General features: G+C 50.4%; 16 protein-coding genes and 1 tRNA gene. 4 read left to right on the plus strand and 13 right to left on the minus strand.

What is annotated here, in order from left to right:
• The 10 genes from xth to hrpA all read right to left on the minus strand — a co-directional run bounded on the left by xth (nucleotide 1) and on the right by hrpA (nucleotide 13,575).
• Nucleotides 1-852: an exodeoxyribonuclease III gene (xth, locus tag QUE61_RS05340; RefSeq protein ID WP_286306247.1), complete on the minus strand. Its 852-nt coding sequence runs from the start codon at nucleotides 850-852 to the stop codon at nucleotides 1-3.
• A gap of 29 nt (nucleotides 853-881) precedes the next feature.
• On the minus strand, nucleotides 882-2,345 hold the full coding sequence (gene ntrC / locus QUE61_RS05345) for a nitrogen regulation protein NR(I) (protein WP_286306248.1): 1,464 nt from the start codon (nucleotides 2,343-2,345) through the stop codon (nucleotides 882-884).
• Nucleotides 2,342-3,478, minus strand: coding sequence for a nitrogen regulation protein NR(II) (glnL, locus tag QUE61_RS05350; RefSeq protein ID WP_286308296.1), 1,137 nt, complete (start codon nucleotides 3,476-3,478; stop codon nucleotides 2,342-2,344). The genes ntrC and glnL overlap by 4 nt, the downstream gene beginning before the upstream one ends.
• A gap of 23 nt (nucleotides 3,479-3,501) precedes the next feature.
• Nucleotides 3,502-4,917 (minus strand): type I glutamate--ammonia ligase, encoded by a 1,416-nt coding sequence (gene glnA / locus QUE61_RS05355; protein WP_108508496.1) that lies wholly within the window; start codon nucleotides 4,915-4,917, stop codon nucleotides 3,502-3,504.
• A 187-nt stretch (nucleotides 4,918-5,104) separates the two neighbouring features.
• Nucleotides 5,105-5,920 carry a competence/damage-inducible protein A gene (locus tag QUE61_RS05360; RefSeq protein ID WP_286306249.1) on the minus strand — a complete coding sequence of 272 codons (816 nt, stop codon included), beginning with the start codon at nucleotides 5,918-5,920 and terminating at the stop codon, nucleotides 5,105-5,107.
• The gene (locus QUE61_RS05365; RefSeq protein WP_286306250.1) at nucleotides 5,913-6,782 is read right to left on the minus strand and encodes an EI24 domain-containing protein; all 870 of its coding nucleotides are present in this window, start codon (nucleotides 6,780-6,782) and stop codon (nucleotides 5,913-5,915) included. The genes QUE61_RS05360 and QUE61_RS05365 overlap by 8 nt, the downstream gene beginning before the upstream one ends.
• Before the next feature lie 18 nt (nucleotides 6,783-6,800).
• A complete protein-coding gene (locus QUE61_RS05370) occupies nucleotides 6,801-7,799 on the minus strand; it encodes a sterol desaturase family protein (RefSeq protein ID WP_286306251.1) in 999 nt (332 codons plus the stop codon).
• Between the two features lie 13 nt (nucleotides 7,800-7,812).
• The gene (locus tag QUE61_RS05375; RefSeq protein WP_286306252.1) at nucleotides 7,813-8,562 is read right to left on the minus strand and encodes a polysaccharide deacetylase family protein; all 750 of its coding nucleotides are present in this window, start codon (nucleotides 8,560-8,562) and stop codon (nucleotides 7,813-7,815) included.
• Nucleotides 8,563-8,572: 10 nt separating this feature from the next.
• Nucleotides 8,573-9,559, minus strand: a complete 987-nt coding sequence (locus tag QUE61_RS05380; protein WP_286306253.1) for a YVTN family beta-propeller repeat protein — start codon at nucleotides 9,557-9,559, stop codon at nucleotides 8,573-8,575.
• 65 nt (nucleotides 9,560-9,624) lie between these two features.
• On the minus strand, nucleotides 9,625-13,575 hold the full coding sequence (gene hrpA / locus QUE61_RS05385) for an ATP-dependent RNA helicase HrpA (RefSeq protein ID WP_286306254.1): 3,951 nt from the start codon (nucleotides 13,573-13,575) through the stop codon (nucleotides 9,625-9,627).
• A gap of 85 nt (nucleotides 13,576-13,660) precedes the next feature.
• Here hrpA and argA point away from each other — a divergent pair, with 85 nt between their 5' ends.
• Both argA and QUE61_RS05395 read left to right on the plus strand, forming a co-directional pair.
• Nucleotides 13,661-15,010: an amino-acid N-acetyltransferase gene (gene argA / locus QUE61_RS05390; RefSeq protein WP_286306255.1), complete on the plus strand. Its 1,350-nt coding sequence runs from the start codon at nucleotides 13,661-13,663 to the stop codon at nucleotides 15,008-15,010.
• A 77-nt stretch (nucleotides 15,011-15,087) separates the two neighbouring features.
• Complete coding sequence (locus tag QUE61_RS05395) at nucleotides 15,088-15,360, plus strand: oxidative damage protection protein (protein WP_286224866.1); 273 nt, start codon at nucleotides 15,088-15,090, stop codon at nucleotides 15,358-15,360.
• 6 nt (nucleotides 15,361-15,366) lie between these two features.
• On the opposite strand, the gene rpiA is transcribed toward QUE61_RS05395, so the two are convergent.
• Nucleotides 15,367-16,092, minus strand: coding sequence for a ribose-5-phosphate isomerase RpiA (rpiA, locus tag QUE61_RS05400; RefSeq protein WP_286306256.1), 726 nt, complete (start codon nucleotides 16,090-16,092; stop codon nucleotides 15,367-15,369).
• Between the two features lie 47 nt (nucleotides 16,093-16,139).
• Here rpiA and tal point away from each other — a divergent pair, with 47 nt between their 5' ends.
• Nucleotides 16,140-17,084 carry a transaldolase gene (tal, locus tag QUE61_RS05405; protein WP_286306257.1) on the plus strand — a complete coding sequence of 315 codons (945 nt, stop codon included), beginning with the start codon at nucleotides 16,140-16,142 and terminating at the stop codon, nucleotides 17,082-17,084.
• Here the strand turns inward: tal and rlmB are convergent, their stop codons facing one another.
• Nucleotides 17,085-17,846, minus strand: a complete 762-nt coding sequence (gene rlmB / locus QUE61_RS05410) for a 23S rRNA (guanosine(2251)-2'-O)-methyltransferase RlmB (protein WP_286306258.1) — start codon at nucleotides 17,844-17,846, stop codon at nucleotides 17,085-17,087. It lies immediately after the preceding gene.
• Nucleotides 17,843-20,170, minus strand: coding sequence for a ribonuclease R (gene rnr, locus QUE61_RS05415; RefSeq protein ID WP_286306259.1), 2,328 nt, complete (start codon nucleotides 20,168-20,170; stop codon nucleotides 17,843-17,845). Before rnr ends, rlmB begins: the two co-directional genes overlap by 4 nt.
• Nucleotides 20,171-20,244: 74 nt before the next feature.
• Here rnr and QUE61_RS05420 point away from each other — a divergent pair.
• Nucleotides 20,245-20,331: transfer RNA gene (locus tag QUE61_RS05420), tRNA-Leu, on the plus strand.
• Nucleotides 20,332-20,370 lie beyond the last annotated feature (39 nt).

Here is a 20,370-nt window from a genome sequence, read left to right on the forward strand (position 1 = left end):
TTATTTAGCGATCTCCACAATCACCGGAGCATGATCCGAGGGCTGCTCCCAGCCTCTAGGGGTTTTATCAATCGTACTGGCCATGCATTTTTCTCTAAGGGCGTTGCTAAGCAGAATGTGATCGATGCGCAGACCCGCATTACGACGAAATCCCATCATGCGATAGTCCCACCAGCTATAGGATTTTGGGGCTTGTTCAAATAGTCGGAATGAGTCATTCAATCCCAATTGAATCAGTTTCTGAAACTGCTCACGCTCTTCTGGAGATACAAGGTTTTGTCCTTCCCAAGCTTTGGGGTCATGCACGTCCTGATCCTCTGGTGCAATATTAAAGTCACCAAGAAGAGCAAGGCAGGGGTGTGTTTTTAACTCCTCACGCAACCAGGTTTGCAAAGCTTGCAACCAAGCTAATTTGTACTGAAATTTGTCACTCGCTGGATCTTGGCCATTGGGCATATACGCGCTGATGATACGGATGGGTTGAGTTTCTTTAAATGAAATCGTAGCTGCAACTACCCGTTGCTGTTCATCAGCGAAGTTTGGAATGTTCTTGGTCACCTTCAGAAAGGTGGTTTGAGGATCCGTACTGATTGCACTGAGCGCAGCCTTGCGTACCACAATCGCTACGCCGTTATAGGTTTTTTGACCATTGGTAAGACTCAAGTAGCCGGCTTGCTCCAACTCGTGATGAGGATATTTGTCGTCAGTGAGCTTAAGTTCTTGAAGGCACAAAGCGTCGATTGGACTTTGTGCTTTTTCTTGGCCCTGTAGCCAGGCAATCACATGCGGCAAACGTACCTTAATGGAATTAACGTTCCAAGCAGCGATGCGAATACTCGAATTAGTAGACATCACTGGATTGTAAAGGCCAGCAATATCTACTAGGCTTCGATCTGTAACTCTTGCAGTTTGCGAGTAATGGTATTGCGCCCGATCCCTAAGCGGGTTGCTGCCTCGACCTTGCGACCCCGGGTGACCTCCAGTGCCGCACTTAAGACCGAGCGTTCAAACCTCGATAAGAGAGAATCAAATACCTCGTCTTGGTTCTCTTGCAGCATCTTGACCGCCAAGCGATGTAAGTTACTCTCCCAATCCCCGCCCCGCTGACTAATACTTGCTTCTAGACTCGGGGTTGAAGTGGCTGCTGATGTGCTTGAACTCGTAGCCGGTGGATTAGCGGATAGCAGTAAATCCTCAGGGAGATCATGAACTCCAACAATGGTGGAGGGTGACATCACGGTCATCCAGTGGCAAAGGTTCTCAAGCTGGCGCACGTTTCCGGGAAAGGACATTTGGCTAATCGCCTTAATGGCCTCATCCGATAGACGCTTTGCCTCAACCCCCAAGGACTTCGCACTGGAAATCATGAAGTGCCGAGCAAGCGCAGGAATATCCTCCGAACGCTCACGCAATGCCGGCAAACGGATCCGAATCACATTTAAGCGATGCAATAGATCTTCCCGGAACAATCCTTGCGCCACCCGTGCCTCAAGGTTCTGATGGGTCGCTGCAATAATGCGCACGTTCGCTCGAATCGGATCATGCCCGCCCACGCGGTAATAATGTCCATCCGATAACACTCTTAAGAGCCGGGTTTGCAGATCAAAGGGCATATCACCGATCTCATCTAGAAATAGTGTGCCGCCCTCAGCCTGCTCAAAACGTCCACGACGCAGGGCTTGCGCACCCGTAAATGCGCCCCGCTCATGACCAAACAACTCCGACTCAAGTAGGTCTTTCGGAATAGCCGCGGTGTTCAGGGCAATAAAGGGGCCCTTGGCCCTTGGGCTGTGTTTATGCAGTGCGTGCGCTACCAACTCTTTACCCGTTCCAGACTCACCGGTAATTAGGACCGTGACCTGAGACTGCGATAAGCGCCCTATAGCACGAAAGACCTCTTGCATAGCCGGCGCTTGACCAATAATCTCCGGAGCCTCTTGAAGCCAGGCATTGGATTCTTTATTGGGGCCTGGTGAGCGCTTGCCTTCACTGACCGCCCGATGAATCAACTCCACGGCCTTGTCGATATCAAACGGCTTGGTGAGATACTCAAAGGCACCACTCTGAAACGATGAAACCGCTGACTCTAAGTCGGAGTAAGCGGTCATGATAATGACGGGTAAGTCCGGATGACTTGCTTTGACATGCTGTAATAGATCGATCCCATTACCACGTGGCATGCGGATATCGGAAATCAACACCTCGGGGGACTCTTTTTCAAGGGCATTGAGCACATCATTGGGATTACTGAAGCTTCGATGCGGAATCTTCTCACGACTCAGTGCCTTCTCGAGGACCCAGCGAATAGATTGATCGTCATCCACGATCCAGATTGGTTTGTTCATGCCGCTATCTCCTGCTTCCGATAAGGAATCTGTATATGAAAATCTGTATAGCCTGGACGACTCTCACAGGCAATAAAGCCCTGATGCTGTTGCACGAAGGTTTGTGCAAGGGTTAGACCCAAACCACTTCCACCCTCGCGTCCCGATACCAAGGGAAAAAAGATCCGCTCCCGAATCTCATCGGGGATGCCCGGACCGTTATCGATCACATGCAGATCCAAGGCTAACTTATGGCGTTGCTTTGCAATCGTGACCGAGCGTGCCACGCGGGTACGCAACTCAATTTGCGCGGTTCCTCGGCGGATCTCATCGGCTAAGGCTTGAGCCGCGTTGTGCACAATATTGAGGACTGCCTGAATCAGTTGTTCTTGATCACCCAATATATCGGGCAAGCTGGTGTCATAGTTCCGGATAATCTTTAAGCCCTGGGGGAACTCGGCCAATACTAGGCTACGAATGCGTTCCAAGACCTCATGAATATTCAGTAGCTCCATCGCATGGGCTTTGCGATGCGGTGCGAGCAAACGATCCACCAGTGTTTGTAGGCGATCCGACTCTTTAATAATGACTTGGGTGTACTCACGCAGACCCTTCTCCGGCAACTCAAACTCAAGTAATTGAGCGGCCCCCCGAATACCACCGAGCGGATTTTTAATCTCATGGGCGAGATTACGCATGAGTTGTTTATTCGCTTCGACTTGATGCGAGACGCGCTCGTCACGCTCACTGCGCAATTGTTGATCGATCGGAAACCACTCCATCATCATGAGGGTTGGATCTTCTAACATCGCAATCACCACATGCACTGCAAGTGGCTCGCGATAGATTTTTCCGAGAACCGAGTACAGCACTAACTCTTGGCGCTGGGCTGCAGCACGGCCTGCAAAGACCTCGTCAATCATGTGATTTAGGGATTGGCTCTCGCCAAAGAGATCATACAAGGTTAAGCCTTGTAAGCTTTTTCGGGATAAATCAAGGGATGCTTCGGCAGCGGCATTGGCGTAGACCAAGTCTTTCGTAGCCCCCACAAAGACCAACACCGAGTTTGGCATTTGGTCGAGCATGCTAGAAACAAACGGGGCAGCTACTGGCGCACCAGCAACCGCCCCTTTACTTAATGGATTACGCAACATAGCGCGCGCAACCAATCAAATAATTACAGCGAGTAATACATATCAAACTCGATCGGATGCGTGGTCATTCTGAAGCGTGTAACTTCTTCCATCTTCAGATCAATGTAAGCATCTAGCATCGAATTTGTGAACACGCCACCACGGGTCAAGAACTCGCGATCCTTATCCAAGCACTCCAAAGCTTGATCCAAGCTATGGCATACGGTTGGGATCTTGGCATCTTCTTCGGGTGGCAGATCATAGAGGTTCTTGTCAGCGGCTTCGCCTGGATGAATCTTGTTCTGGACACCATCTAAGCCCGCCATCAACAAGGCGGAGAACGCTAAGTATGGATTGGCTAATGGATCAGGGAAGCGGGTCTCAATCCGACGCCCTTTTGGATTGGCAACGTATGGAATACGAATCGATGCCGAGCGGTTACGTGCTGAATATGCCAACTTCACAGGAGCTTCAAAGCCTGGAACTAAACGCTTATAGGAGTTCGTACCAGGGTTGGTAATCGCATTAAGTGCACGAGCGTGCTTAATAATGCCGCCAATGTAATACAGTGCAAACTCAGACAATCCAGAGTAGCCATTACCTGCAAACAGGTTCTCACCATTTTTCCAGACCGACTGATGCACGTGCATGCCTGAGCCGTTATCGCCTACCACTGGCTTTGGCATAAAGGTTGCAGTCTTGCCATAAGCGTGTGCCACATTTTGCACCACGTACTTTTGCCAAATGGTCCAATCCGCGCGTTGCACGAGCGTGCTGAACTTGGTACCTAATTCATTTTGACCTTGACCCGCAACTTCATGGTGATGGACTTCCACTGGAATACCCAAGGACTCCAAAATCAAGCACATCTCCGAGCGCATGTCTTGGAAGGTATCGACTGGCGCAACTGGGAAGTAACCGCCCTTCTTACCAGGACGATGGCCCGTGTTACCACCTTCAATATCCGCACCGGATGACCATGGCGCCTCTTCAGAGTTGATCTTCACGAAGCAACCTTGCATGTCGACATTCCACTGCACGCCATCAAATACAAAGAACTCTGGCTCTGGACCAAAGTAAGCCGTATCTCCTAAACCAGAGCTCTTTAAATACGCTTCAGCGCGCTTAGCAATCGAGCGTGGGTCGCGATCATAGCCCTTGCCATCGGATGGCTCAATCACATCGCAGGTGAGAACCAAGGTTGGCTCTTCATAAAACGGATCAACATACGCTGCGGTTGGGTCTGGCATGAGCAACATGTCCGACGCCTCAATACCCTTCCATCCGGCAATCGATGAACCATCAAACGCATGACCACTCTCAAATTTATCTTCGTTGAAGGCGGAGATAGGAACCGATACGTGCTGCTCTTTTCCCTTGGTATCCACAAAGCGGAAGTCCACAAAAGTACATTCCTTTTCTTTGACTAATTTCATTACGTCTGCGACAGTTTTGGTCATGCAACTCTCCTCGATGAATAGATAAAGCGTTTTTCAACAACATGGTTTTAACCATGCCAATTCCGATTTAATACATAGGTTGAACTGTACTCGTGCAGGATTGCACGATTTAGACATTTTGCACTACTTTGGTGAATAAATTGCGATTTAAGCCAATATTGCACTATTTTGATGCAATAAAGTGGATTTATTGGTGAATAAAGACCTCAAAACCAAGATCAGCGGTGCCTATTTTGAGCTTTTCAAGGGCCATTGGCACGATATCTGCATCACCCTTCACGCCCAACTCAATGTGGCGTCTAGCAAACACGCCACCCCGAATCGGATCACCCACCGAAGGCAAGCTAAACACTTTAATCCCTTGAAATTCAGACTCAATGGATTCCATGAGTGGGGTTAAGGTCGATTCGATACCACTAGGAACAATGAAACTTTGCTCTAACCAATTCGTTTGATGAAAATGATCACGGTAGTGCTCATCCAAACACCAGGCCATCATCGGCGCAGCCATTACTGGAAATCCTGGAAAGAAATGGTGCTCACGGATTCGAAATCCCGGAATCTGGTTGTATGGATTGGGAATAATCTCACTACCCAGTGGAAACTCACCCATCTTAAAACGATGTTGGTTCTCAGGACGATTGAGATCGGCTTTAATGGGATCGCCCTCGGCACTGGCAATAATGCGTGCGGTAATAAGCTCTTTCGCTTGCGGATGCAAGGCAAGCTCAACACCTAATGCGCGAGCAGCGGCCTGACGCGTATGGTCATCCGGTGTTGCCCCAATACCGCCAGTACTGAAGACCACATCACCACTTGCAAAGGTTTCTTTAAGGGTTTGGGTAATCTGATCGGGGTCATCCGCCGCATAACGAGCCCATGACAAATGCATGCCCCGCTCACTGAGGAGCTCAATCATCTTGCTCAGATGCTTATCACTGCGGCGCCCCGACAGAATCTCATCCCCAATCACGATTAAGCCAAAACGACGCTCCTTAGCCATCAATCACTCCTGGATTTGATGCATTAGCGATCAAGGTTGCCGAGGTATCAATCGTGTTCAATTGCTCCTTCTGACGTAATTGCTTGAGCGCATGCAATAAGAAATGACTAAACCAAAGAGCGGAGAAGATAAAGATGAGTGAGTAGATCCACAGTGCCACAAAAGATACAAATGGAAAGAGGACTAAAGCCAATACCGAGGTGGCCCAAAAGAAGGTAGGAACCGCACCAATCATCCCTGCGACCACGCCCATTCCCAAAAGAGTCCAGCGATGCTCCTCCAGTAATTGATTGCGCTCTTCTGATGTTGCGTGATCTAGTAAAACATCATAGGCCATCAAACGCATCGTTAACCAGCCCCACAAGAGCGGTGGCAGAATCGCAAACAATGGGGGGATCCACCATACCGGTAAGGTCAGCATCACCAGAGCCAAGCAAATCAGTGCGGACCACAGGGTATAAAAGAAGCTGCCAACAAAACTGCCTCCCTTGATTCGCATGATTCCTTCGTAGGCTTTTTGTTTGGCGACCGAATCAACCACAGCAGGTACGGTCGAGAATGCAATAAAGACCAAGAGGCTAATGGCAATGACCGGGATCAATAGGATCACTAAGAACAAGGGTGCAATCCAAGCACGCGCCTCATCAAAGCCAACGTATTCAAGGCCCGATTGAATCCAACTGGTGAAGATCGATGCCGTTAAGAAGGTCCGCAATATTTCCAGTGCAGGCGACCAAATAAGCCAAATCACTACGCCCCAGAAGATTGACACGATTAAAAATGGGCGAAAGCTTAGCCACAGCATTTTTGGGTGCATGGTGCCAACCAATGCAAGACCCAGTGAACGAATTAAATCAGACAAACATGCTCCTTTATCAACTTAGCTGATCGATTTAGATTTGGTCTCTGTGGACCGAGGTAGATCCAATAAATCACGCAAGGAGTGCGTGAGGCCCTGCCATTGCTGCACCAATAGATTATTCGATACCTCAAGATGACGAACACCGGTTGGAAAGACGCGCTTCTCAAACACGGCCGTACCGAATGCCAGATCCCACCATGGAAATAACACACCAAAATTACAACCACCTAATACCCCGGGCTTCCCTGGCGCATCATGGCCATAGCCTACTGCGTGGTGATAGCGATGAAACATAGGCGATACCAATAGATACTTTGCAAGGCCAAGATCAATCTTCAGATTGGCATGCTGCCAACTTTGGACTAACTGTCCGACCACCACCAAGAAGATAAATTGCCCAGGCGGCACACCAAAGATCAAAGCAAAGAAAGCAAAGACCATCGCACGCATCACATCATCAATGATGTGATTACGGTCATCCGACCAAGCGGTCATCCGCGTTTGGCTATGGTGCAAGGCATGCAACTGCCACCACCAATGAAAGCGATGTGAAGCGCGGTGATACCAGTAATCAATGAAATCGAGAATGACCAAATAGATCAGAAAACTGACGATGGGGATAGTGGTTACACCGGGGATCCAGCCTTCGACATTAAAACGCTCAAAGCGCCAATCGTGCAAGACGCCCGATAAATAGAAAAAGAGGCTTGAGAACAAGATGAAGAATAGCCCATGGAATAAACCAAGGCGATGAATCAGGGTATAGAGAATATCCGTCCGCACATACGGTCTTGCATTGTTCTGAGATTCAGCAGGATTGATCCGCTCCCAGGTCCGAAACACAATCGCAATGATCATGATCTGAATCACGCCCAACATAAACCATTCGGTGCCATCAAACAGATCTTCCGCCCATGCCATCGCCCCAGTGTGGAACAAAATGGGTTCGACCATTTGCGTATACAACCAAGTATGCAAATCCGCGTAAGCGTCTTGAATCGATTGAATCAGGCTCATGCCCCTATTATCGTCAATTCGGGATTAAGGCGAAGCAGAAGCCGCGTTTTTTCCAGTTCTCAATGAGGGGCTCTAGAACCGCGGGCGCCCACGGATCCTCGCGGGACCAAATCCCTAAATGGGCAATGGCGATATCACCATTCTTGAGACCTCGACTGGCCTCTTCAAGCAACTTTGCGTTTGGAAAACGTTTAGAGTCCAACTCATCACCTAGAAAGCCGCTGGGGGACCACCCAATATGGCGATAACCACAGCGCTCACCCATAGCAATTAGTCGAGGGGAGGTTTTACCACCCGGCGCACGCCAGATCAGATCAATCGGCTTACCTGTGAGCTCCTGAAAACGGATGCTCACTCTGGATATTTCTTGGCAAAGTTGGGCTTGATTAAAACGAATCGCCTTGCCGGCATCCTTACCAAACTGGGGTCTAAGCATCACATCACCCTCCCCAATATCCTGAACCCAATAACTGTGATCATAGGTGTGGCTACCAAAGCGATGGCCTTCTTGAAGCCTTTCTTGCCAATACCCCTTCCATGAATCATCTAATGAATAGCCGCCCTGTTTGGTTTTCTCATTGGCTAAGAAGAACGTCGCTTTGATGTTCTGTTGCTTGAGTACTTGGGCAATGTACTCGGCAACCGCCATATTGCCTGTATCAAACGTGAGGTATGCCGTATTTTTACAAGTACTGGTTTGCGCAGTGACAACCTGGCTCCAGAGAATGCATGCGGTGATGAGTGGATAACGAATCATACGCATGCCAGACACCCTACTCCCACTTAGCGCGGGGATAGAAAAAGACACCGTGTGGAGAACGCCCTACCGGAATCACATCAATCAGTTTCATCGAGGGCACATCAATCACACCCACTCGTTTTGAGAAACGCAAGGTGACCCACAAGGTTTTCCCATCCGGGGTTAATTCCATATCGTCAGGCCCTGCCGGCAATCCCGTGACATCACCAATCTTCTCAAGGGTTTGCATATTTAATAAGCTAATTGAGTTTGCTACACGATTGGTGACAAACACATGCTTCTTATCACCCATGGGTCGAAAGTTATGCGCTCCGTTGCCTGTTTTGATGCGTTTAATCTCTTTTTGATTACGCCAATCAATCACCTGCACATAATCCGCCCCAGTAATCCCCACCAATAAGTACTGATCATTCGGTGTCATCCACAAGCCTGCAGGAACCGGTCCCGTTTGCATCCGCCAGACAATGACTTGCTTGTCCAGATCAATCGCTATTACCTCGGCCGAATCTTGCAGCGTCACAAATGCCAATTTGCTATCGGCAGTAAAGGCAATATGACTGGGGGTCTTCGCAGCAGGAATTGATTTGGCGAGCTTGAAATCCGCACTATTCGCAGCATAGACATCAACACGGTCTAAACGATTAGCAGCCGCCACAAACCATTTATTGTTCGGTGAGTACCCAATTTGATAAGGATCGATAATTTTGGGGATCCGCCCAGTAATCTCACCGCTTAGCGGGTTCAATAAGGCAATATCGTCACCCACCGCATTGGCGACCAAGAGAGTTTTCTCATCCGGAGTCATCATCAAATGATGCGGCTCCTTGCCAACATAAAAGGTTTTTGTGACCTTGCGGGTTTGCATATCGATAAGGCTCACGGTTGCTTCGCCGGAGTTCAGCACAATCGCGAGCTTGGGTTCAGTGGGGGCGGCAAGTGCGACTGAGATCCATAGCAGCGAGGCAGCTGTAATGGTTGAGATTCGTTGAATAATTTGCATAGCGTGATTGTAAGGCCCGACCTCAAGCGGCTGACATACCCAAAGGCCTAAGAACTCTGGGCTTATTAACGCAGACTAGCCAAGACCTTTTCGAGGCGTTTGACCGACATTGGCATGGGGGTCTTGAGCTCTTGAGCAAATAAGGCAACCCGCAACTCTTCAAGTTGCCACCGGAACTCACGCAAGCGCGCATCGTGCTCATCATTAATACCCACGGTACTTTTACTCTCTTGCATCATCCTCTGCCAAGGTCGTGCGACCGATTCCCAATCGCGCTGATTTTGGGCATCACGGCTGGCATTACTGCGCAGCTTTTCAATTCTTAGCCCAATGGCCTTAAGGTAGCGCGGTATATGAACCAAATGCTCATAAGGGGTTTGCTTCACAAACTGCGCATGAATCAACCCCTGCAATTGCGAGCGCATGTCTTCATACGCACTGCTGGATAGGGCTTTGGCAGCAATTAATTTCTTATGCAATTCAGCATACTCTTGCAAACTAGCCAACACATGCTTAGCAATTTCTCCAGCAATCAGCATGAGACGGGGCTTACCTTGTTTTAGTGATTCCTCAAACTGCGCTTTGTTGGTCGGTTGTTGGTGCTGCAGCATGGCACGCTCAATCGCCATCATGCCAATGTTCTCAATGAGCTCCTCGACCGATCCTAATTGAATAAAGAGTAAACCGATGTCACGCGCATGCGGTAATTGTTTATGCAAAGCCTTGGTATGCTCTTTTAAGACCAGGCTATATAGTCGGCATAAACCCTGGCGGTGGATTCGTTTCGCCTCCGCTGGGTCATCAAATACCTCCAGCTCTACCGCTGTCTTACGATCCACTAATGCCGGATAGCCCTGGATGGTTTGGCTTCCACGTGTCATGGTGACGGTCTGCGCTAGCTCACCAAAATCCCAAGCCTGATAACTGCCCTTCTGAATGGGTAATGCCTGTGCTTGATCCGTTTGTACCGTTCTTATATTGGCATCAGCAAGGCTCTGGAAGGCGTCACGTGCTATCGCGCCATACTCGCTGCGTAAGCGATTGAAGTTACGCTCTAACTCCAGTTGTCGACCATGCTCATCGATCAAACGAAAGTTCATGAAGCAATGCGCTGGTAAGGTCTCGGGTCGAAAGTCGGTGCGCTTGACCTCGATTGGATTTTGGTCGCGGATATAGCGCATCAACCGATCGATTAAACCCCCCTTCCCAAAACTGTTGTTGTCTAAGTGTTCTTGAACAAATTGTTTAGCACTCTCTGGCAATGGGATGCAATGACGACGAATCTTTTGTGGCAAGGACTTCAGAAGTAGCTGGACTTTCTCAACACAGAGGCCTGGTACGAGCCACTCCGCTTGAATCGCATCAACCTGATTCAGAACGGTAATGGGTACGATTAAAGTGATGCCATCTTTGGGACTGCCCGGTTCAAAGTGATAACTGGTTTGCAAGCTCACACCATTCATGACAATTGTTTTGGGGTAGCGGTCGGCACTGATTCCCGCAGCTTCATGGCGCATCAGGTCTGATTTCTGGAGTCGCAGACTCTGATCCTTTTGTTCCAATTTGGCACGATCCTCCTCAAGCCACGCTTGGAGACCGCTGCGACTATAGACCATTTCTGGAATTCGTTCGCGATAGAAAGCGCATAGCAACTCATCGTCCACTAATACATCAGGGCGGCGTGAGCGATGTTCTAGCGCCTCCACTTCCCGAATCATTTGACGGTTGTGCCAAAAGAAGGCAAATAATTTACCGTAACGACGTTTTGCTTCCGCTTGGGTCTCACGCTCCAGAGCTTGGGTGTCGACCTTACCAAACATCTCCCCTTCGACTAAGGCTTTCTGAATAAACAAGGCATGCGCCTCCCTTGCATCGTGCGGCGCATAAGCCACTCGTCGACCATGGTAGACGGGTAAGCCATACAGCGTGGCACGCTCAAAGGCTAAGACCTCGCCACGTTCCTTATCCCAAAAGGGATCACTCAATGATTTCACTAGACGATGTTTGGCAACGCGCTCGATCCATTGAGGCTCGATCTTGGCCAAGGTTCTCGCGTATAAGCGAGTGGTCTCTTGAATCTCACCCGCCACAAACCATGCGCCCACTTTTTTACCCAGGCTCGATCCCGGCCAAATGAATAAACGAATACCCCGAGCCCCGAGATAGTCACCGGCTTTATTGCCCCGTTGATCGCTTGCATCTTCGTCGCGCTTGCCAATATAGCCAAGAAGCCCAGTAAGAAGAGCTGTATGGATTTGCTCATAGGTTGCTGGGGTTTGATTCTCTTTCCAACCCTTCTCCGCCAGCAAGACATGTAATTGCCCATGCACATCGCGCCACTCCCGAAGACGCCTAGGCGAGAGAAAGAGGTTACGGCATTGGTTCTCCAGCTGGCGATTACTTTGCTTGTGTTTCAGAGCCTCTTGATACCAGTTCCACAGTTTCACAAACGATAGGAACTCAGAACGCTCATCAGCAAATTGCAAATGGGCTTGATCAGCGGTACTGGCAAACTCCAGCGGCCGCTCCCGCGGATCTTGACAGGCCATGGCTGCAGCAATGATGGTGAGTTCTTTGAGTGCCTGCTGCTCACGCGCAGCGAGCAAGATCCGTCCAATGCGAGGATCTAAAGGTAGCTCAGCTAGAGCTTTGCCAATGATGCTAAGTTGAACACGGTGTTGGCCCTGCACGTCTGGCTCGGTAGCGCTCTCAATCGCACCTAATTCTTCTAAGAGCTGCATGCCATCGACAATCGCGCGACCCAAGGGTTTATCAATGAAGGGAAACTGCGCAATATTGGGTAGGCGCAATGCCGCCATCCGCAGGATCACGGCGGCCAGAGAGCTACGCAAGATTTCAGGATCGGTATACGCAGATCGCGCTTGATAATCCGCCTCACTGTAGAGTCGAATACAGATACCGTCAGCTACACGGCCACAACGACCCGCACGTTGATTAGCAGCTGCCTGAGAGATCGGCTCCACTTGAAGCTGTTCAACCTTATTCCGATAGGAGTAACGCTTGACGCGCGCTAGTCCTGAGTCAATCACATACCGAATGTTCGGCACGGTCAACGAGGTCTCGGCCACGTTGGTTGCCAACACAATCCGGCGGCCATTGCCGGTTTGGAATACGCGCTCTTGCTCGCTCACCGCTTGCCTTGCAAATAGGCTCAGGATCTCCGGATGAAAACGCTGTTGCAAAAACGGATCCTTCCTGAGCGCCTCGGCACACTCCCGAATCTCCCGCTCACCCGGCAAGAACACTAAGACATCACCAGCCCCTGCAGCTCCCTCACGCCACACATCACCAATCGCTTTACATACGGCCTCGGGGATCTCAAGGGCCTCCTTCTGACCATCAACTTGCAATGGTGCATAACGTTGCTCCACTGGAAAGAGTCGACCACTCACCTCAATCACTGGAGCGGCTTGGCCATGGATTGCAAAATGATTGGCAAACCGTTGCGCATCGATTGTTGCTGAGGTGATGATGAGCTTGAGATCCGGTCGTTTAGTGATCAGTTGCTTGAGATACCCCAGTAAGAAATCAATATTGAGGCTACGCTCATGGGCCTCATCAATGATGATGGTGTCGTATTTTTTAAGGAGGGGATCAGCCTGGGTCTCAGCCAATAAGATCCCGTCGGTCATTAATTTGATCGACGCTTGGCTACTGGTGTGATCGGCAAAGCGCACCTGATAGCCCACGTCTTCACCCAAAGGTGTACCCAGCTCTTGGGCAATTCGTTTGGCGGTACTTGTGGCGGCAATACGACGAGGCTGTGTATGGCCAATGAGTCCACCCTGATTGATTTTGCCTCGACCCAAGGCCAGGCATATTTTGGGGAGCTGGGTGGTTTTGCCTGAACCCGTTTCTCCGCACACAATGATCACAGGGCTTGCCAGTAAGGCTTTGGCGATCACCTCACGCTGCGAGGAGACCGGCAAACTCTCTGGGAAGGTGATGGGCTTATCCCGTAGCGGCTGCCAAATGATGGCACTCGACTCGCTCATGGTCTAACCCAGAGCGTGGTTTGCAGAGATTGGCATCCATGATTTATTTGGTATCTACGCGCTTGCACCCTATAATTTTCGCATTATGTCCGCGCTTCCATCCTCCTCCCATTCCGCTCACTTCCCTTTCGTTGGCTGGCTACGCGAGGTAGCCCCCTATATCCATGCCTTTCGTGAGAAAACCTTTGTCATTGCATTTGCTGGTGAACTAGCTCAGGACTTCGATCAACTCGAGAACCTGATTGAGGACATTGCCATGTTGCATGCCATGGGTATGCGCATCGTCCTAGTTCATGGCATTCGCCCCCAAATCGATGAGCAGTTATCGTTGCGTAAGATCAAGAGTAAGTTTGGTAAGGGCCATATGAGCAGTTACCGAATCACTGATTCTGCAGCCCTGGAATGTGTGAAAGAAGCGGCTGGAGAACTGCGTCTTGATATTGAAGCGGCCTTCAGTCGTGGTTTACCCAATACCCCCATGGCGGGCTCCCGCATCTCGGTGATCTCGGGCAACTTCATTACCGCAATGCCGATTGGCGTAGTCGATGGCATCGACTACCTCCTCACCGGCCTTGTTCGTAAGGTGGACTCGGAGTCCATTCGGATGTCGCTCAATAGTGGCAAACTTGTTCTCCTCTCACCCCTCGGGTTCTCACCCACCGGTCAGGCGTTTAACTTATCGTTTGAAGATGTGGCTGCCGCCACTGCTGCGGCTCTCAAAGCCGATAAGCTCATGTTCTTAACCCCATTCCCAGGCCTGCAAGATGAGGAAGGGCATCTGGTTACTGAGCTCTCGATTGCTCAGTTGCAGGACTACTTGCAGCTTTACCCTGACCTGCCAAGCAATATGCGTAACTTCTTGAACACGGCCATGCGCGCAGTGCGCTCTGGTGTGAGCCGTGCACATTTCTTACCCTGCGATCGAGACGGTGTTTTATTAGAAGAGCTGTTCACGCACGATGGCGTTGGCATGATGCTGGCCGCCTCCGATATTGAGAATCTCCGTGAGGCAACGCAAGACGATGTGGGTGGTATTTTGCAACTCACGCTGCCACTCGAAGCAGAAGGGATTTTGGCTGCGCGCGGTCAAGAGGTAATCGAGCGTGATATCGCCAGGTTCTCGGTCATCGAGCACGATAAGGTTTTGTTTGGTTGCGCCGCCCTCTTTCCGTTTCCGAATGGCGTGGGTGAGCTTGCTTGCCTGGTGGTCGATCCGAACTCTCAAGGTTCAGGCGATGGTGAACGGCTATTAAAACGCATTGAAGCACGTGCCAAGCAAGAAGGCATTAATAAATTATTTGTTTTAACAACCCGTACGGAGCACTGGTTCCTCAAGCGCGGTTTTGTACGTGCCACCGTTGACGATCTTCCAGAAGAGCGCAAGCAGATCTACAACTGGGATCGCAAATCCATGGTGCTTACCAAGAAGATTTAACCCCCGCATGGAGAGGTGCAATACCAACTCAGGTATGAATGCCTATAATCAAAGCAATTAGTTCAATCGAGGTTGATATGGCACGAATGGTTCAATGCATTAAGCTCAATAAAGAAGCCGAGGGCTTAGATTTTGCTCCCCTACCTGGTGATCTAGGCAAAAAGATCTGGAATCAGGTGTCTAAAGAGGCGTGGGCTGGATGGCTGAAGCACCAGACCATGCTCATTAATGAGAACCGCCTCAATATGGCCGATCCCCGAGCCCGCCAATACCTTCTCAAGCAGGTCGAGAAGTATTTCTTTGAAGGCGGTGCGGATATGGCTAGCGGCTATGTGCCGCCTACGCAGTAATCGCGCTTAGCTAAAACGTAGAGTTTCTACGGTTTCCTTTTTACCCAAAAGCAATACATCTGCTTTACGTTTGGCAAAGAGTCCGACGCTAATCACGCCTGGAATTTGATTAATCGCCGCTTCAAGCGCGACTGGATCTTGAATGGATAAGCCATGGATATCTAAGATCCAACCCTTGTTATCGGTGAGGTAGGGTTGACCTTCGGCTTTACCGGATTTGATGAGCCTTAATTGAGCCTGCCCACCCAATGGGGTAAGCGCTTTAGTAACCGCTGTTTGTGCCAAAGGAATAATCTCGACCGGAAGAGGAAAGTGACCCAGCTGCTGCACCAGTTTGCTCTCATCGCAAATGCAGATAAAGTGTTGGGCCATGCTCGCAATAATCTTCTCGCGGGTTAACGCACCACCGCCACCTTTGATCATATGACCCTCTGGATTAATTTCATCGGCGCCATCTACATAGATTGGCATGGGGTAGGATTGCTTTGCAATCGCATCAGGCAATTGATTGGCATCGACCACATGAAAGCCCAATTTGAGCAAACGCTCCGTGCTTGCCAGTGAACTGGAGATCACTCCCGCAAAATAATCGCGGTGCGGTGCAAGTAGATCAATAAACCAGTTGGCGGTTGAGCCCGTCCCAATCCCCAAATACTGCCCCTTGGGCATAGCCCCAATGACATAGTCTTTGGCAGCCTGGGCAACGCGTTTCTTGAGATCGTCTTGGTTCATGAAAGCAATGATACAGAAGGATATTCGCTATCATATGCCATTACCTTATGGACACATTAGCCCAACTCAAACGCTATACCACCGTGGTTGCTGATACTGGCGACTTTGAGCGGATACGCGCCTTTGCTCCGCAGGATGCAACCACTAATCCATCACTCATTCTCAAGGCGGTCTTACTGCCGGAGTATCAAGCCTTAGTTGCATCAGTGCAGCGTGATCATCCCAAGGCCTCCCCTACCCAATTAATTGATCGGATCTTAGTGGCATTTGGGGCGGAGATCCTGCGCATTGTGCCGGGTCGGGTCTCAACCGAAGTTGATGCACGTCTGTCCTTCGATACCGCTGCCACAATTGCGAAGGCCAAAGAAATCATGGCGCTTTACGCGGCACTGGGCATACCGCGCGAGCGGGTTTTAATCAAACTCGCTAGCACCTGGGAGAGTATTGTGGCGGCTCGTGAGCTTGAGCAAGAAGGCATTCATTGCAATATGACCCTGCTTTTTTCGGTGGTACAAGCAGCAGCGTGCGCTGATGCTGGAGCAAGATTAATTTCTCCATTTGTGGGGCGCATTAGCGATTGGTACAAGAAGTCGTTAGGCGATCAATGGTCTTCAGAGCAGTACGGGGGAGCCTATGACCCCGGAGTGCAATCGGTGCGTAGTATCTATACCTATTACAAACACTTTGAGATTGAAACCGAGATCATGGGGGCGAGTTTTCGTAATACCAGCCAGATCTTGGAGCTTGCGGGTTGCGATCTCCTCACCATCAGCCCTGAACTCTTAGCTGAGCTGCAAGCCAGTACCGAGCCAGTGAGCCCGAAATTACTGGTTAGCGATGCTAAATCAGCCAATGTGGAGCCATTGAACTTGGATCAGGCAAGGTTTGGGAAGCTCTTAGCAGAGAACGCCATGGCCTCCGAGAAACTCCAAGAAGGTATTAAGGCCTTTTGTGCCGATATTGAGAAACTCGAGGCTTTGCTCATTCGTTGATTACTTCTTCGGTGATTTAGCGTGTGCTCGTTGGCGGCGCGCCTCATACAGTGTCACACCAGTGGCCACTGAGACGTTCAAGCTCTCGACTGCCCCTTGCATCGGAATATGCACTAACTGATCGCAGGTCTCGCGGGTTAAACGCCGCATACCCTCACCCTCTGCACCCATGACGATGGCAGTCGGTCCTTTGAGATCAACATCGTAAATCGATTCATCGGCCTCATCATCGGTACCGATGATCCAAATCCCAAGCTCTTGCATCTCACGCATGGTTCTAGCAAGATTGGTCACCGTAATGATTGGGATCACCTCGGCAGCGCCACTAGCAACCTTACTCACGGTGGCATTGATGCTGGCTGAGCGATCTTTGGGAACGATCACACCATGCACCCCTGCACCATCGGCTGCACGCAGGCAAGCGCCTAAGTTATGAGGGTCGGTAATGCCATCGAGCACCAAGAGTAAGGGTGGATCACTTTTGGTGTCCAAGCTATCTAATAGTTCTGGCAAGGTTCTTGCCACCGAGATGCCCTCGGCCATCGCCACGATCCCCTGATGACGATCGTGGCCAGCAAGATTATGTAAGCGTTCGGCATTGGCAGTGTACAAACGCTTGCCCAAAATGGGCTCAGCTTGCTTGATGAAGTCCGCCATGCGACGATCGCGTCGGGCGGGATCGTAGTACACCGATTGAATACTCTGTGGATCAACCCGCAAACGCGTCTGCACCGCATGAAATCCCAGTAGCAACTGCTTCATTTACGTTTGCCCTTATGGCTCTTACGACCGGTACCCTGACCCATCGATGACTGCCGCGCAGTCTTACCCGTTTTTGTCATTGATTTCTTGCTGGCGGTAGCGGCCTCCCGCTTAGGCGCTTTCTCAGGAGGACGGGTTTTCTTGTGGGCCGCTTTTTTACTAGGCCGACCCGAGTCATTCGCTAAGATGGTTGGCTTAAAGCGCATACCATCGCGCTCATTGCTGCCATTGGCTTTCACGAGGCTGAACTCAATCTTGCGGGCATCGAGATCCACCCGACTGACTAAAACGTGCAAGCGATCACCAATCCGATACCGAATCCCGGTGCGCTCCCCCCGTAACTCCTGGCGAGCCTCATCGTATTGGTAATAATCACCACCCAACTCAGTAACGTGGACCATACCTTCCACAAATAAGCTCTCAAGCTGTACAAAGAGGCCAAAGTTCGCCACTCCGGTAATCGTGCCAGCATACTCTTGACCCAAATGGTCGCGCATGTAATAGCACTTCAGCCAAGCCTCCACATCACGTGAGGCCTCATCAGCACGTCGCTCGTTGGCAGAGCAATGCACTCCAAACTGAGCCCAGACAGCGAGTGCTGCACCCTCTTTGGATCCTTTAACGTTGCCTGCACGCTTAGACCTTCCCTTCGCATCCTGCTGTGACTGCTTCACAGCCGCAGCATTAGCCCGGCCCTGACCCTTACGAGGCATGGTGAGGTTCATGGGCACATCGTCTGGCAAATGCGGATGGTAGGCTTTCTTACTCAAGATCGCTTTGATCGAGCGATGTACTAAGAGATCGGGATAGCGTCGGATCGGGCTTGTGAAGTGAGCATACGCGGGATACGACAAGCCAAAATGGCCTTCGTTCTCTGGCTGGTAAATCGCTTGTTGCATCGACCGAAGAATCAACATCTGTAAGGTGCTAGCATCGGGCCGACCCTTGATCTCTTTCATGAGCTTTGAGAAGTCTTTGGGATGGGGCTTCTCGTTTCCGGTCAGATGCAAGCCAGTGGTTCGCAATACCTGCTTGAGGGTCTGCACTTTCTCGACCGAGGGTTCACCGTGCACTCGAAAGAGACTCAGATGCTCGTGCTTTTGCAAAAAATTAGCAGCACAGACGTTCGCGGTCAACATACACTCTTCAATCAAACGATGGGCGTCATTACGCAATCGGGGCTCAATGCGCAAGATCTTGCCGAGCTCATTACTGATGATCTGGGTCTCAACGGTCTCAAAATCAATCGCGCCTCGCTTCTCACGCGCAGCAAATAATATTTTGTAGAGCTGGTAGAGGTGATTTAGTTGCTCATTAAACTGGGCAAAGCGTACTGCCTCAGGCCCACGAGTATTGCTTAAGATCTCCCAAACGGTATCGTAGGTAAAGCGCTGCGCTGAGTGCATCACACCTTGGTAAAACTGATACGCCAGAATCTCACCCTTTTGATCCACCACCGCATCGCAAACCATGCATAAACGGTCGACTTCGGGATTGAGGGAGCAAAGACCATTGGAGATTTTCTCCGGTAGCATCGGGATCACTCTGCGAGGGAAATATACCGAGGTGGCCCGCAGTAATGCATCCTTATCCAAAGGGTGGCCGGGCTTCACATAATGGGCAACATCAGCAATCGCCACAATCAAGCGCCAGGCTTTGGTTTGACCATACTGCACTGGCTCGCAATAGACCGCATCATCAAAGTCTCTGGCATCGGCACCATCGATCGTAATCAGTGGGATATCACGTAGATCAACCCGACCTTTGAGGTCTTCTTGCGTTACTTCATTCGGTAATGCTTCAGCTTCTTTTAAAGCGGCGGGTGAGAAAGTATGAGGCACACCATATTTACGAACCGCAATCTCGATCTCCATTCCAGGATCATCGATCTCACCCAAAACCTCTACGACTCGACCAACAGCCTGGCGATAACTATCGGGGTAATCAATGATCTCAACACTCACTACCTGGCCCAGTTTGGCCATACCTTGTCCACGGGGTGGGATCAGAATGTCGTGACCAATGCGCTTATCTTCAGGCGCCACAATCAGAACACCGTTCTCATTGAGTAGGCGTCCAATGACTAGGCGATTGGCATGCACCAGCACTTCCACAATTTGACCCTCGGGACGCCCACGGCGATCCGTGCCTAGCACTCGTATCGAAACTCGGTCACCGTGCATCACCCGGGCCATCTCTCGCTCGGCGAGGAAGATATCCTCACCCCCATCATCGGGCACGACAAAGCCAAAGCCATCGCGGTGCCCCTGTACCGTGCCCATGCGATCGCTGTCGCGGGTAATGGGTGGATCCGATTTACGCATGAACGGCTTTCGCAATTGAGGTCATTAGAGTGATTTGACCACAATGTGATGACTGCAACCTATAATGCAGAGATGCCCAAATGGCGAAATTGGTAGACGCACCAGCTTCAGGTGCTGGCGATCGAAAGGTTGTGGAGGTTCGAGTCCTCTTTTGGGCACCACCTGATCTCATCAGGTCATTTTGGCATGATTGTTTTTTT

This window comes from Polynucleobacter sp. HIN5, assembly GCF_030297555.1.
Taxonomy (GTDB): Bacteria; Pseudomonadota; Gammaproteobacteria; order Burkholderiales; family Burkholderiaceae; genus Polynucleobacter.